Origin of the sequence: Candidatus Tisiphia endosymbiont of Parasteatoda lunata, assembly GCF_964030955.1 — a bacterium.
GTDB lineage: Bacteria > Pseudomonadota > Alphaproteobacteria > Rickettsiales > Rickettsiaceae > Tisiphia.
The window spans coordinates 1,302,884-1,317,566 of record NZ_OZ035003.1 but is presented as its reverse complement, the minus strand read 5'-3'; the positions used below and the strand labels follow the sequence as shown (position 1 = coordinate 1,317,566).

Annotated in this window: 14 protein-coding genes; 4 read left to right on the top strand and 10 right to left on the bottom strand. The window is 31.6% G+C overall.

Annotated elements, in window-relative coordinates; translation table 11 throughout:
- Nucleotides 1–209: 209 nt before the first annotated feature.
- The 7 genes from AAHN00_RS08210 to AAHN00_RS08180 form a co-directional block, all read right to left on the bottom strand.
- Nucleotides 210–1,013: a DsbA family protein gene (locus AAHN00_RS08210; RefSeq protein ID WP_341748067.1), complete on the bottom strand. Its 804-nt coding sequence runs from the start codon at nt 1,011–1,013 to the stop codon at nt 210–212.
- Nucleotides 1,014–1,107: 94 nt separating this feature from the next.
- Complete coding sequence (locus AAHN00_RS08205) at nt 1,108–4,731, bottom strand: acyl-[ACP]--phospholipid O-acyltransferase (RefSeq protein WP_410521376.1); 3,624 nt, start codon at nt 4,729–4,731, stop codon at nt 1,108–1,110.
- A 157-nt stretch (nt 4,732–4,888) separates the two neighbouring features.
- Entirely contained in the window at nt 4,889–5,698 is an 810-nt protein-coding gene (locus AAHN00_RS08200; protein WP_342270973.1) for a hypothetical protein, read from the bottom strand.
- A 103-nt stretch (nt 5,699–5,801) separates the two neighbouring features.
- Entirely contained in the window at nt 5,802–6,098 is a 297-nt protein-coding gene (locus AAHN00_RS15105; protein WP_410521375.1) for an N-6 DNA methylase, read from the bottom strand.
- Nucleotides 6,016–6,732, bottom strand: a complete 717-nt coding sequence (locus AAHN00_RS08190; protein ID WP_342270971.1) for a class I SAM-dependent DNA methyltransferase — start codon at nt 6,730–6,732, stop codon at nt 6,016–6,018. The genes AAHN00_RS15105 and AAHN00_RS08190 overlap by 83 nt, the downstream gene beginning before the upstream one ends.
- A 59-nt stretch (nt 6,733–6,791) precedes the next feature.
- The gene (locus tag AAHN00_RS08185; RefSeq protein ID WP_342270970.1) at nt 6,792–7,241 is read right to left on the bottom strand and encodes a hypothetical protein; all 450 of its coding nucleotides are present in this window, start codon (nt 7,239–7,241) and stop codon (nt 6,792–6,794) included.
- An 8-nt stretch (nt 7,242–7,249) separates the two neighbouring features.
- Complete coding sequence (locus tag AAHN00_RS08180) at nt 7,250–7,636, bottom strand: transposase (RefSeq protein ID WP_410521374.1); 387 nt, start codon at nt 7,634–7,636, stop codon at nt 7,250–7,252.
- Nucleotides 7,637–7,677: 41 nt separating this feature from the next.
- On the opposite strand from AAHN00_RS08180, the gene AAHN00_RS08175 reads away from it, so the two are divergent.
- From AAHN00_RS08175 to AAHN00_RS08165, 3 genes are all read left to right on the top strand, one after another.
- Nucleotides 7,678–8,385 (top strand): IS6 family transposase, encoded by a 708-nt coding sequence (locus AAHN00_RS08175; protein WP_342270969.1) that lies wholly within the window; start codon nt 7,678–7,680, stop codon nt 8,383–8,385.
- Nucleotides 8,386–8,421: 36 nt separating this feature from the next.
- Entirely contained in the window at nt 8,422–9,477 is a 1,056-nt protein-coding gene (locus AAHN00_RS08170) for a transposase (RefSeq protein ID WP_342270968.1), read from the top strand.
- Nucleotides 9,478–9,802: 325 nt separating this feature from the next.
- Entirely contained in the window at nt 9,803–10,729 is a 927-nt protein-coding gene (locus AAHN00_RS08165) for an Rpn family recombination-promoting nuclease/putative transposase (protein WP_342270967.1), read from the top strand.
- Between the two features lie 60 nt (nt 10,730–10,789).
- On the opposite strand, the gene AAHN00_RS08160 is transcribed toward AAHN00_RS08165, so the two are convergent.
- Entirely contained in the window at nt 10,790–11,437 is a 648-nt protein-coding gene (locus AAHN00_RS08160) for a group II intron maturase-specific domain-containing protein (protein WP_342270966.1), read from the bottom strand.
- A gap of 96 nt (nt 11,438–11,533) precedes the next feature.
- Here AAHN00_RS08160 and AAHN00_RS08155 point away from each other — a divergent pair, with 96 nt between their 5' ends.
- Nucleotides 11,534–12,241, top strand: a complete 708-nt coding sequence (locus AAHN00_RS08155) for an IS6 family transposase (protein WP_342270905.1) — start codon at nt 11,534–11,536, stop codon at nt 12,239–12,241.
- Nucleotides 12,242–12,303: 62 nt separating this feature from the next.
- Here AAHN00_RS08155 and AAHN00_RS08150 read toward each other — a convergent pair whose 3' ends face one another.
- Together AAHN00_RS08150 and AAHN00_RS08145 are read right to left on the bottom strand one after the other, a co-directional pair.
- Entirely contained in the window at nt 12,304–13,518 is a 1,215-nt protein-coding gene (locus AAHN00_RS08150; protein ID WP_342270965.1) for an IS256 family transposase, read from the bottom strand.
- Nucleotides 13,519–13,576: 58 nt separating this feature from the next.
- Complete coding sequence (locus tag AAHN00_RS08145) at nt 13,577–14,623, bottom strand: transposase (protein ID WP_342270964.1); 1,047 nt, start codon at nt 14,621–14,623, stop codon at nt 13,577–13,579.
- Nucleotides 14,624–14,683: the final 60 nt, after the last annotated feature.

The window sequence follows — 14,683 nt, the reverse complement described above, 5'->3', positions numbered from 1 at the left end:
ATCATCATGCAAAAATTCTCTAAAAATCATCTTTTTGTACCAAAAATTTAAATCAAAAAAATTAAACTCTCAAATTTTATACAAGAATTTTTGGCTAAGGTATTAAATTTTGAATTTTTCTTAATTTTTAGCACTTTTGACGGGGAGACTACTTACATTGGTATTTTTAGGCAAAGTCTCCATGCACCGTAGCTCGGATAACAGCAAAACTACTTATTTTGACTTCGTATATCAGCAACTATCGTCTGCAATTGGTCTAGATCTACCATTCCTGCTATTAATTTACCATTAATAATATAAGCAGGTACTCCCTGTATTTTTAAACCCTTTGCTAACTTAACATTTTTGTCGATGAGATTTTTTATTTCATCTTTATTGATTTCTTCCGCAATTACTTCAGGATTTAGATCATTTACTAGTAACAATTTTTCTACAGATTCTTTGGTAATAGATTTTAAGTCCATTAAACCATTATGAATATCTTGAAACTTACTCGGAGTGGTTTTATAAACAGCTAAAGCAATAGTTGCAGCATAATTAGATGCATCACCAAGAATCGGGAACGGTTTTAAAACGACTTTAACCCCCGTATCTAATTTGATTAACTGGTTAATAAAGTTATGACCTTTTCTACAATAACTACAATTATAATCATAAAAAGTAGCGATGACTACATCTCCATTCGGGTTACCAAGTACAGGAGATGTAAGAGAATCTTCTATTTCAGATTTATTATCTTTTATATATTCGCCAGTTTTTATTTCCATTTCTTGCATTTTACGCTGCTGAAGACCTTCTATTGCCTGAATGATTATTTCGGGATTATTTAATAAATATTCTTTTATAATTTGTTCAGTTTTTTCCACTTCTTCTTTTCTGTCTAACACTTGCTGATCGAGAGTGTTAATCGAAACCGTAGTAGAAGCACTAGGAGTCTTCATAGTTTTATAAGCAAATAATGCTAGAAGAACAACAACAATAATTAATAATACTTTACCAACAACATTATGCATAATATTTTTCTATTAAATAGATTAGTTTGTTATAAATGGTTTATTAGTCCAAGTTATATAGTATATTGCCGTCCATATATGACACTCATGTACCTTATTTCAGCATTTTAGTTACTTTTCTATAATTTTCAAGCATTTTAGTTATTTGCCGATAATTTACTTTACCTATTGGTAGAATTGGTATTTCTTTAACAGGGATAATAACTGGTATATTCTTTTGGTTTGAGTCTATTGAATTTTTATGCATTATTTCTATGAATTTTTCACTATTTATGGTCTGACTTGTGGTCAATAGAAAAATCTGTTTGTCTTTATTATCATTATCAGGGCAAATAGCAACATGTTTACTATCAACATCGATCATATTAGCTAAATCCTCTATTAATATCAGCGTAATTACTTCTTCTATTGTAACAAATTGCTGAATACGACCTAATAAGGTAAGATATCCATCTTCATCAATTTTTACTATATCTCCAGTATCATACCATCCCAAACCCAATTCTTCTGATGATGTAGGGTGGATAATTCCGGGATTATTAGAGTGCATATAGCCAAGCATAATATTTGGTCCTTTGATGAATAGTTGTCCTACCCCCTCTATTCCAATAGACCTCTCGCATAATTCTATTTCTGCTGGTAATTTATTCGTACTACCGGTACTCTGCTCTTCGCCTACATTTGAGTACGCTACGGTTCGAAGCTCCGTGGTTTCTTTAAATTCCTCAGCAGAAACAAATTCTGCAAGAGGTCTATTGTGAATTGGTCTAATATAATATTCTATTTTAGGCATCAAACGCCCTACACTTCCAGCACGGTAATGCATTGGGGTATTACAAGATATTATTGGAGATGTTTCTGACGTACCATATCCTTCAAAAATTCTTATACCAAACTTATCAAGCCATAATTCCCTTGTGTCTTTTCTCAGTTTCTCACTACTGGCAAATACGTATCTTATAGAATAAAAATCGTAAGGATGAGCATAGACAGCATAACCATGCAAAAATATATCCGTACCAAACATAATTGTCGCTCCGATATCGTATATTACCTCAGGAATACTCCTATAATGCAGAGAAGACGGGTAAAGAAACACTGGTATAGCATTGAGTGTCATCATTATTGTTCCAGATAAACCAAAACAGTGAAAAAGCGGTAAAGCCATAAAGGCAGAATCATCAGGACTAAAATGTACCTTAGCTAGAAGTTGGCATCTATTAGCCTGCAAGTTCCTATGTGATAATACTACAGCTTTAGCTGTTGCTGAAATACCAGAAGTAAATACTACAACTGATGGATCATTATCATCATAACTGCTACATATATTGTTGTAATAACTTTGTGGGAAGAAGCTGGCAATAATAGCCTTAATTTTTAAATATAAATCAATTCTTTGTGTTAAATCTTCAAGGTAAATAATTTTTATATTGGCTGCTAAGATTTTTGCTACCACTTCCTGTAATCCAGCTTTTTCAACAAACTGTTTTGAAGTATATACCATTTTAACGGACGTTGTTTTACATGAAGCCACTATATTGCTCACCTCACTCATATAGTCAATCATAACTGGTCGACGGCAGCAGGCTTGCATAGCATAAAAAGTAACCATAGTTTCAACCATGTTAGGTAACATAAGACCTACATAGTCAGCTACTTCCGTATCCTGTTTTATTAAATTTGCTAAAGTAAAAGATCCCAATATTAATTGGCGATAGGTAACAGATTTATCATCAATATCTTGTATTATTTTTTTGTTAAAACCGTAAGCTTTTGCTGTCTCAATTAGAGACTGAAATATAGTATTCTGATAATCAGAGCTTTCAAACATCATATCAGCCATGATATCATAAAGAGCCTGACCTATATATTTACGCTTTTCCCTATTATCTATATTCGGCTTAGAAGGAAATTTTACTGGTGGCAAAATAGTAATAGTAACCTTAGGAAACATCCGTGTTTTTAATATATTCTTAAGTTTAGAAAAATGAGTAAATTGTGTACCATCTATTCTTACAGGTAGAATTGTCGCATCAGATTTCTCAGCAATCATGCCAGGTCCTTCATATATCTTCATTAAGGAACCAGTAATACTTATTCTTCCTTCAGGGAATATAGCAACTTTTTTATCTTTTTGTACTTCCCTAATCAAGCTCTTTATAGCCATTGAATTAGAAGGATCAATTGGTAAAGTTTTTGCCATCGTTAAGAATGGTTTTACCCACCACACTTTAGCCATAGTTGTATTAATGGCAAAAGTCATTTCTTCAGGTAGATAAGTTGCCAGTAATGCAGGATCAAGATATGAAATATGATTGGCGATAACTACTGATCTTTTACCAGCTTTATAAAAATTTTCAATACCTTTTACTTCCACTCTGTACATGCAATCAAAAAGAAATTTTAAAATAGCTCGGTTAACAGCAAAAGGTACTATTTTTACTTCGGGAATTAATTGATAAATATAATAAGCTACCACTATGTTAAGTAGGCTAATAAATAATATAACAAATGGTATCGAATATCCCCAATGGAATAACAATGAAAGTATTACAGTAGACCCAGCCATAAATATAGCATTAACAAAATTATTTATAGCAATTATTCTACTACGATGAGCTGAAGAACTCAAATATTGTAATACTGCAAAAAGCGGAACAATATACAGCCCCGCAATGGCAGCTATAAAAAATAAATCGATAATGATTCGCCAATTATGCTTTTTAGATAAAAAGACAAATATACTCTTTAACTGTTCCGGTTCATAATGAACTGCACTAATGCGACTGGCAAAAAATAAATCAATACCAAATATACTGATACCAAGTGCCGAGACAAAAACATATTTCGTGGTAATTTCATTTCCAAAAATCTTACTACACCAAAAAGAACCAACCCCTACTCCAATTGAAAATGTTGCAAGGAACAAATTAGCAACATTTTCATCCGCTCCAAAAGTATCTTTGGCAAGAGATGGAATTTGAGCAAGTATTGCTGCACTGATAAACCAAAACCAAGATATACCAAGAATTGCCAAATATACTTGCTTTTTAGCTTTAGCATATTTAATCATTTCTATACTTTCACGAAATAAATTTAAATTTATTTTAATTTCACAGTTAGAATTATTCGATCTTGGCATAAAATAACTAGCAACAACACCAACCATAGCAATTATTATCAGAATAGTGATGATTAAATTGCCACTTATAGTGTAGTATCCTCCAATAATAGTACCAACTAAAATAGAGATAAATGTTCCTGCCTCAACAAATCCATTAGCTCCCAATAGTTCATTTTTGTATAAATGATCTGGCAGAACACTGTATTTGATTGGTCCAAAAAATGTTGAATGTATACCCATAAAAAATATAGACAAAAAAAGTATTACTAAATTATTATTGAAAAACCCATAAGTAGCGAAAAGCACTATGGCTAGTTCAAATAATTTAATGATTTTAACTAAAGTTGATCGCTCATATCTATCAGCCACTTGCCCTGCAATACTTGCAAATATAACAAAAGGCAATACAAAAATAGTATTAGCAGCAAGTACAAGCAATTGGGTTGATTCTACCAATTGACTAGATAGTTTATAAGTAATTAAGATAATTAGAGCATTTTTTAGTATACTATCATTCATACAACCACAAAATTGTACTATGAAGATAGGCAAAAAACGCATATCTCGAAATAAATATAATTGATTTGATGGCATGCTTTCTCCAAAGGCATATTTAGTTGTAGTATAGTATGTAATTTGTTACTCGATAATCAACTTTTTTCTAAGGCATAACAATTGGCTTATTGCAGGACAAATTTTTGTGTTAGCATTTTATAATGCTGAAACTTTTAGGTTAATAAGGTTATAAAAATTAAGGTAAAATTTCATGTATAGATTCTTTAAGATTATTTTTAATTTTCTGAAATTCTTCTGTGATATTATTTAGTTTACTTATCTTTTCTAAAAATTCTTTCATTTCATTTTTTTTAAGTAATGGTATGTGTATATTACAAAGCTGTTCATAAGTTAAATTCGCTCTAACAGCTCCATACTTTGTATCATATTTGCCAATAATGGCTAAATAATATTTTGACTTTAAAACATGTAATAAATATTCAGATGGTAGAATATCTTGGAATTTTTTTAAAACTCTAAAGACGGTATAAATACCACTTACATAACCACCGCTTAAATCCTCAAAGACTAAACCTAAAGAACCCACATTAATCCTATGCGGATTATATACCAAATCTCCAGCTTGAACCTGCTTGTATTTTTGGTTTATGTCCTCACCTTTTAAAATTTCATTGTCAAAAACACCAATACTATTACTTACACCTAAAATTCTAAAATCTGTAATTGGCTGTAAAGAGGGGTCTGTTTTGTCTGTTATCTCCTCAATATAATTACCAAGTTTTATAATATCACCTTTTAAATTAGCAAAAATATCAAAATAATCATAAATCCACAAACTATAACCATTCTTGGCGATTTCAGTTGATGCTATTATAGCAGATTCAATTTCTAAAACAGTCTTTTTATTGTCCCACTTTGGGAGAAAAACCCCGCACTTGCAGTGCGTCGTTTCAACATAAATTTTAAATATCTTATCAAGAAAAGATAAGATATTTTTTAACAAAATCTTACACTTCACAGATATATTCTTTTTGTGTTGTGACACTTTCTAAATGAGCCATACACAAATAGTTTCTAACTTTTAAGTTAGTACATACATGAGGCATTCATGCCGTAATATTAAGCTCTGCACTTGCAGTGCAGAGTGGTTAACTGTTGAAAACATCAAGTGCAGCTGGCAAATCATTGTCCTTAATTGGCTTCTTTCTTGAACCAAGTTCATGACCAACCGCATTAACTGCAAAAAAGAATGTGTTTGATATCTTTCTGTTTTTCTCGAAATACACAATACTTGTTTTTGTTGGTGTGTAAGGTTCAAAAAGCTTTCTTGGCAATGAAACAATAGAAACATTTGATGAATTATTAAAAATATACTCTCTTACCTTTCCAACATCGCCCCCATCTGAAAGAAAGTTTTCTTTTACAAGTAAACAAAGCTCTACCACCCAGTGTTAAAGCTTCAAAGCAATGCAAAGCACAAATAGCGTCACCATTATTTGATTGAATTGGATACAAATACCCAAACCTTGTTTGTTGCGAATATGGTGGATTTGTAATTACAATATCATATTTTTGATTTACATAATCAGACAGGGTGTCTTGTTTTTTGATATTACTATGCCCGTCTCCGAACAAAATCATATTCATTTTTGCAATTCTTGCATTTACAGTAATCTCAGAACCGTAAATTGTTTTTTTTCTTAGAATATTTTGCATCTCATCGTTAAACGAAGTTCTGATTTTTAAATATCTAAACGCTACAATTAAAAACCCTCCTGTACCACAAAAAGGGTCATAAATGGTTTCGCCAATTTTAGGATTAACCATACTTATCATTGTTCTTACAATATTTCTAGGTGTAAAATATTCTCCTAAATCTTTAATTTTGATGCCTTGGTAAGCATTTTTTAAAAAATACTCAAAAGCATCACCATTTACATCACTATCTGAAGCTGTAAGGTTAAGTTTTGAAATCTCATAAATAATCTCTTCAAAAATATCAGGTGAATTAATAGGGAATGCTTCGCTAAAAATATCACCATATTTCTTGTTAATCTTAATCCAAACAACATCTTTCACATATTGATACAATTCGTTTCCTTTTCTCTGAGAAAATGAACTCCATCTAAGGTACTCATCTAATGTATTCTCCTCGCCCCCCCCAACATCTTTAGAACAGAAATCTCATCAAGAATTTTTAAAAACAAAATATCAGAAAATGCTCCAAATCTATCAAGACCTGCTTGTAGACCATCCTCTCTTAGTAAATTAGCTGCTCTTTTAAATATCTTAATAAGCTCGTCTCTTGAATGCTGAATAAAATTTACTGCAGATAGTATTTCAGATCCTTCGTTAACAAATCTGAGTGCCGTATGATGATTTATAAATTGCCTTACATCTTCTCCATCAATTTTAAGATTACGTCCATTATACAAATATTGGGTTTCAATATAACTCAATGATAGGTAAGCCACTAGTTTGACTAGTGAGACCATCAAGGCTTGGCCTTTAGATTTAGTATAAAATAAAAAGTTATCATATATAACTTCTTTGGCTTGACGGTCAAAGGAGAAAATATATGACAACATACGAAAGTTTAAATCATTCTAAATGGGATTGCAAATATCATATTACGTGAATTCGGGATAAGGATATTGTGAACATGTAGATTAAAATCAAATTTTGTTGAAGGTTTATTTTTCTTTAATGAGTAAGCAACAAGAGTAGATAATATATGGACAAAGGCATTTATTGGTGATCTATGTCTAGTATATTCAAGGTTCATTTTATTTTTTAGATAATCAAAAACTGTTTCAATTAAGTTACGCTTTCGAAGTAAGATTTTTTCTTTCAAATCTATTAATTTATTTTCCATATTCTTCTTAATTCCATGAATCATTTTTAAGCCTCTTTCATATAAATTTAAGAACAAATTTTGCTTAATATAACCTTTATCAGCGGTTCTGTCGCATATGTTGGACAATAGAAAAAAGATTGATATAATGATCTAAAAAAGATGTTAAGATGTTTCGTATTACTGCAAGATTATTATCATATTTCAAAGGATTTTGTTCTTCACCAGAAATAATAATGTTATTTGTCTATATGAAATGCCGATTTTCTTTAAGTTATCGAGATTTGGAAGAAATGATGAGTATAAGGGGAGCAAAAATTGATCACTCTACATTACAAAGATGGGTTATAAAATTTGTACTATTGATAGATCAGGTGGTTAGAAAAAGAAAGAAGCCAGTTGGTAGTAGTTGGAGAATGGATGAGACTTATATTAAATTAAACGGTAAATGGGTTTATTTATATAGAGCACTAGATAGTCTTGGTAATATTGTAGACTTTCTGCTACGTAAGCATAGAGACAAGCCTGCAGCACTTGCATTTTTTCGTAAAGCCTTTAGAGAGAATAATTTTCCTGAGAAAGTAGTAATTGATAAAAGCGGTAGTAATACGGCTGCTCTTAATGATTTGAATACAGAAGTTCCTAAAGATTATAAAATTAAGGTTATTCAGACCAAATACCTGAATAATCTTGTAGAACAAGATTATAGGTTTATCAAAAAACGTACAAAGCCAATGCTTGGTTTTAAGAGTTTTCATTCTGCAGAAATGACTATTACCGGTATAGAAAATATTCGTATGATGCAAAAAAGACAAATAATTGGAGCTAATGATAATCTTTCTACTTTTGAGAATTTTGCTATGTTAATGGCATCATAATGTCCAAAACCTTAGTTTTAACAATCTTGATGTAGTATGATTTATAGATGCGACAAAACCGATAGTGATGTAGCGTTTAGACCTATTTTCAAAGAATTATTTAGTAAATTACAACGAGGGAAGCATCTAGAACAATATCAAATATTTCCTGGTAAATACTTATTAAATGTTGATGGTACACAATATTACAGCTCTGATAAAGTGAGTTGTAAACGTTGCCTAATTAGAGGGCATAAAAATAACCAATATCATTGTCATCAAGTATTACAAGGGGCTATTGTAAAATTTGGGTTACGACAAGTAATACCAGTAATGCCTGAGGAAATTCGTGTGCAAGATGGTGATGAGAAAGAGGATTGTGAGACGAATGCTTTCAAGAGATTTTTGACAAGATTTAGAAAGGATCATGATAAATTAGGGATAATAATCAATGCTGATGCCTTATATGCAACAACTCCAGTGATAGAAACAATTCGTGTTCATAAAGCTAATTATATTTTTAAAGTAAAACCCAATAATCATAAGACATTAATGGATAATGTTCAATCTGTAGATAAATCAAAGATAGAGATATTGAGCCTTAGAAGGAACAAATTGATAATTGAATGGGTTAATAATGTTGAATTATTTACTAGCACTAAGGTAAGAACAAATTATATAGCGGCATGGGAGCTAGTGCCGCAGAAGGATGGTAGTAACAAAAGTCAGTATTATGGTAAATGGATTACTGATCTAGAAATCACCTCAGATAATGCTAAAACAATAATAGACGGAGCAAGAGCACGTTGGAAAATAGAGAATGAATGCTTTAATAGCTTAAAGAATCATGGTTATAATATAGAACATAATTACGGTCATGGTTCTGAGAATCTATGTTATAATTTCTACAATTTTACTTTGTTAGCATTTACTATTCATCAAATACACCAATTAGTTGATAAATTATTTCAAGAAATGAGGGGGCAATTTGGTAGATTAGGGTCGTTATGGGAACGAATAAGAAGTTTAGTAGACCTTTTTTTCTTTGAATCAATGGAAATGTTATGGGAGATATTAGCTGGCAAACGAGATTACAGAGTCCCGCCAATATAGATTCGACCTATCAAAAGCTTTTTCTAGAGCAATAGACTTATTTATTGCTAACCGTTGGTTTTTACCAAATTGATTACAATAACGTGAATTATGATAAGTTTGTATAAAAATATTTATAGAATTCAAGAAAATATATACAAATCTTTAACAGAAAAATAGATGATTCGTCTTAAAGTTGAGTGAATCACAATGCTAAAATTTCCCTATGTATCTATAATGTCATATTTGGAATTGCTGGATTATTTAATATTCTAGTAGTTTGTCTAGCTTTATGTTATAATAACTAACGTGTAGGAACTGTAACAACTTTTAATAATTACTATTTATGGCTATTACTAAATTTCTAGATCCTAAAAATGATGTGGCCTTTCGCCGTATATTCGGTTCAGAAAAGAATAAAGACATTCTGATTCATTTTATTAATGATGTACTAGAGCTTAAAAACGGTGATAGAATTAAAGAAGTAACATTTTTGCCCACTATTCAAATAGCGCAGATTGCTGCTAAAAAGCAAAGTGTAGTTGATGTTTTATGTAAAGATGAAAATGGGGTGCAGCTAATTATTGAGATGCAGGTATCTCCACAAGAAGGATTTGAAAAAAGAGCTCAGTATTATGCGGCTAAAGCTTACTCACGGCAGTTAAATAAAGGCAAGGAAGAAGGGGCTAGATATATAGATCTAAAGTCGGTAATATTTATTGCTATCAGTGATAATATTATCTTTAAAGATAAAGTGTTCTATAAGTCTGATCATATTATTTTGGATAAAGATAGTTATGCTCATGATTTGAAGGATTTTTCCTTTACTTTTATAGAGCTACCAAAGTTTAAAATCACTGATATAAATTTACTGACCAACATAATTGAGAAATGGTGTTTCTTCTTTAAGCATGCGGATAAAACTAGTGAGGCTGACTTACGTAAGATCATAGGATCAGATCAAGTAATCGAGAGAGCATACGATGAGCTAAACCAATTTAATTGGACAGAAGAAGAATTGCTGACATATGAGCAAGAGACTAAACGTATTATAGATAATAAGGCATCTGAGGATTACATAATAAAAACTGCTAAAGCCGAAGGTAAATCTGAAGGTATCCAAATAGGTGAAACTAGAGGTATCCAAATAGGTAAAGCTGAACGAAATATTGAAGTAGCAAAAAATATGTTCTCTAATAATTACTCTATCCCTGAAATCTCTCGTATTACCGGTTTATCTATTCAGGAGATCAACAATCTGCTTAAATCCTAGTTGTAGGATAAGCAGAGTACATTACTGCACTCCACTCTCCGAGGAACCCAGCGTACGACTTTAACCGTACTGGGCTCGAGCATTTATAAGGCCTTGATAGACCCGGCTACAATTCGTAACAGATGGTAAAGCTCTTTTATATTCTTCGCGTTTTCGAAAATATTCAAAATAGCTAGGATCATAAGATTGAGCATCCGCAAGTATCTTAGTATGACGTCTAATTTTGGTATCACCGGCTAATTTTAAGTTTAGGTAAGAAGTAGTAATATTTTTCTTATCATTATTCTTAATTTTAGCGTGAAAATGCCACCTTCTTGAGGAATCCATACGTTGGAAGTATTTTCGATAAATCCAATGGAATCCTTTATTGTAGTGTCTTTTTCGTGTCCATCTATAGAGCATCTTATAAATTCGATTATCAATATAAGAAAAGATGTTTGAAGCAGCTGAGTGTCTATAGTAGTTACTCCAACCAATCATCTTTGGGTTTAACAGTCGGATCAAGTCCTCTGTTGTTGATCCAAAGTTAGTTCTGATTGTAGCTTTGATATCAGCGAGAAAAGACTTTACAGAAGCCTTTGTAGGCTTCGTAAGAAATTTTAACTTCTTACCGTATTTACGAATATGAAAACCAAGAAAATCAAATCCTTGACTTATATTAGTAATACGAGACTTTTCGAGTGATAATTGTAGCCCACGTGCAGCCAAGAAGTTTTTCACTAGTGGTATGACTTCATTTGGTTCTGTCGCATATGTTGGACAATAGAAAAAAGATTGATATAATGATCTAAAAAAGATGTTAAGATGTTTCGTATTACTGCAAGATTATTATCATATTTCAAAGGATTTTGTTCTTCACCAGAAATAATAATGTTATTTGTCTATATGAAATGCCGATTTTCTTTAAGTTATCGAGATTTGGAAGAAATGATGAGTATAAGGGGAGCAAAAATTGATCACTCTACATTACAAAGATGGGTTATAAAATTTGTACCATTGATAGATCAGGTGGTTAGAAAAAGAAAGAAGCCAGTTGGTAGTAGTTGGAGAATGGATGAGACTTATATTAAATTAAACGGTAAATGGGTTTATTTATATAGAGCACTAGATAGTCTTGGTAATACTGTAGACTTTCTGCTACGTAAGCATAGAGACAAGCCTGCAGCACTTGCATTTTTTCGTAAAGCCTTTAGAGAGAATAATTTTCCTGAGAAAGTAGTAATTGATAAAAGCGGTAGTAATACGGCTGCTCTTAATGATTTGAATACAGAAGTTCCTAAAGATTATAAAATTAAGGTTATTCAGACCAAATACCTGAATAATCTTGTAGAACAAGATCATAGGTTTATCAAAAAACGTACAAAGCCAATGCTTGGTTTTAAGAGTTTTCATTCTGCAGAAATGACTATTACCGGTATAGAAAATATTCGTATGATGCAAAAAAGACAAATAATTGGAGCTAATGATAATCTTTCTACTTTTGAGAATTTTGCTATGTTAATGGCATCATAATGTCCAAAACCTTAGTTTTAACAAGAGTCTTTCTAATTAAGTGTGTAAATTTTTCATAGGGCTTAAATTCTACCTTCAAATTTTATCAAAAAGTGAGCCATAGCTGCGTTCCAGTTTGGAATCGGCATAACCCATTTCTTGGTCATATAATCAATTGCCAAATATAAGGTCTTAAAAACAGCATTATCATTTGGAAAAACCCGTTTATTCTTAGTAACCTTACGTAATTGGCTATTGACAGATTCTACACTATTAGTTGTGTATATTACTTTCCTTATCGCCTCAGGGTATCCTAGAAAAACCATTAAATTTTCCCAATGAACATACCAAGATTTAGCAATTTGTGGATACTGTTTACTCCATTTAGCTTCAAAAGATTCTAAAGCAAGATGTGCTTCTTCCTCCGTGCTAGCAGTATATATAGGCTTTAAATCAGACGCTAATTCTTTTCGGTCTTTATATGATACATATTTTAAACTATTTCTAATCTGATGTACAATACATAATTGATGTTCGGTTTTCGGAAAAACTGCTTCTATTGACTCAGACATACCGGTTAAATTATCACTGCAAGCAATAAGCATGTCTTGCATACCTCTGTTCTTCATCTCAGTAAAATTACCAAGCCAAAATTTCGCTCCTTCATTTTCACTGATCCACAATCCTAAAATATCCTTCCTTCCACATAAATCAATACCTAATGCTACATATACAGACTTATTGATAATTCGTTTATCTTGACGTACTTTTACTACTAAACAGTCAAAAAATACTATAGCATATACTCGATCCAATGGTCGGCTTTGCCATATCTTGACATCCTCAATTACATCATCAGTAATTTGACTTATTAAACTTTCGCTAACGTCAGCTCCATACAATTCTTGCATTTGAATCTTAATATCAGATAAGCTCATTCCTTTAGCGTATAACGATATTATTTTATCATCAAATCCTTCAATACGTCTTTGACGCTTCGGAATTAATGCAGGTTCAAATGTACTACTTCTATCCCTTGGAACCTCAATCTCTACAACTCCATTATTTGTTACTAGATTCTTTACATTCCTACCATTACGAACATTATCACTATCAGTATGACAATATTTATCATATCCTAAGTGATTATTCATCTCTGACTGCAATGCCTTCTCTACAAGCCGTTTGGTTAATTGTTTTAATAAACCATCCTCTTTAAGTAATGTTGATATATCTGTATCATTATTTATTAATAAATCTATCGCTTGATTCATTGCTTCATTTTGTTTTTGGTGCATTATCATTTCTCCTTTTGTTATATTATATTTTTATATAACCTTTGAAAAATTTACACACTTATTTGTACAGAGCCTTTAACAATCTTGATGTAGTATGATTTATAGATGCGACAAAACCCATCCATTTACCATAATACTGACTTTTGTTACTACCATCTTTCTGCGGCACTAGCTCCCATGCCGCTATATAATTTGTTTTTACCTTAGTGCTAGTAAATAATTCAACATCATTAACCCATTCAATTATCAATTTGTTCTTTCTAAGGCTCAATGTCTCTATCTTTGATTTATCTACAGATTGAACATTATCCATTAATGTCTTATGATTATTGGGTTTTACTTTAAAAATATAATTAGCTTTATGATCACGAATTGTTTCTATCACTGGAGTTGTTGCATATAAGGCATCAGCATTGATTATTATCCCTAATTTATCATGATCCTTTCTAAATCTTGTCAAAAATCTCTTGAAAGCATTCGTCTCATAATCCTCTTTCTCATCACCATCTTGTACACGAATTTCCTCAGGCATTACTGGTATTACTTGTCGTAACCCAAATTTTACAATAGCCCCTTGTAATACTTGATGACAATGATATTGGTTATTTTTATGCCCTCTAATTAGGCAACGTTTACAACTCACTTTATCAGAGCTGTAATATTGTGTACCATCAACATTTAATAAGTATTTACCAGGAAATATTTGATATTGTTCTAGATGCTTCCCTCGTTGTAATTTACTAAATAATTCTTTGAAAATAGGTCTAAACGTTACGTCACTATCTACTTGGTCTATTACGTTCCTCATCCCCTGATCGCTAGGAAGCGATTGTACTGTAAACATGCTACGCAGATTATTACGTTGTTCCTTCCTTTCCATACGCCTTTGAAATTCTAGCAAAGATACTGATTGAAAATACATACACGCCAAACCAGATAACATAATATCTGCTATACTATTACTACTATTTACACCCCTTCTATCTTCTATACCAGCAAATTTATCTGCAATCATACTTCTGATTGCACTAAAACTTAAATGTTTCTTTGAATGCATAACTTGATACCAATATAATATTGATATTATCTTAGATAATTTATCCAACTTTGACTACTTTTTTAACTCAATGATAGGTAAGCCACTAGTTTGACTAGTGAGACCATC

What these genes read in the sequence shown, in the direction of transcription:
- AAHN00_RS08165 (WP_342270967.1), top strand. Translation starts at nt 9,803, where the DNA reads ATGGCTATTACTAAATTTCTAGATCCTAAAAATGATGTGGCCTTTCGC.
- AAHN00_RS08150 (WP_342270965.1), bottom strand. Translation starts at nt 13,518, where the DNA reads ATGCACCAAAAACAAAATGAAGCAATGAATCAAGCGATAGATTTATTA.
- AAHN00_RS08210 (WP_341748067.1), bottom strand. Translation starts at nt 1,013, where the DNA reads ATGCATAATGTTGTTGGTAAAGTATTATTAATTATTGTTGTTGTTCTT.
- AAHN00_RS08175 (WP_342270969.1), top strand. Translation starts at nt 7,678, where the DNA reads ATGTTTCGTATTACTGCAAGATTATTATCATATTTCAAAGGATTTTGT.
- AAHN00_RS08155 (WP_342270905.1), top strand. Translation starts at nt 11,534, where the DNA reads ATGTTTCGTATTACTGCAAGATTATTATCATATTTCAAAGGATTTTGT.
- AAHN00_RS08185 (WP_342270970.1), bottom strand. Translation starts at nt 7,241, where the DNA reads ATGTTGTCATATATTTTCTCCTTTGACCGTCAAGCCAAAGAAGTTATA.
- AAHN00_RS08205 (WP_410521376.1), bottom strand. Translation starts at nt 4,731, where the DNA reads ATGCCATCAAATCAATTATATTTATTTCGAGATATGCGTTTTTTGCCT.
- AAHN00_RS08170 (WP_342270968.1), top strand. Translation starts at nt 8,422, where the DNA reads ATGATTTATAGATGCGACAAAACCGATAGTGATGTAGCGTTTAGACCT.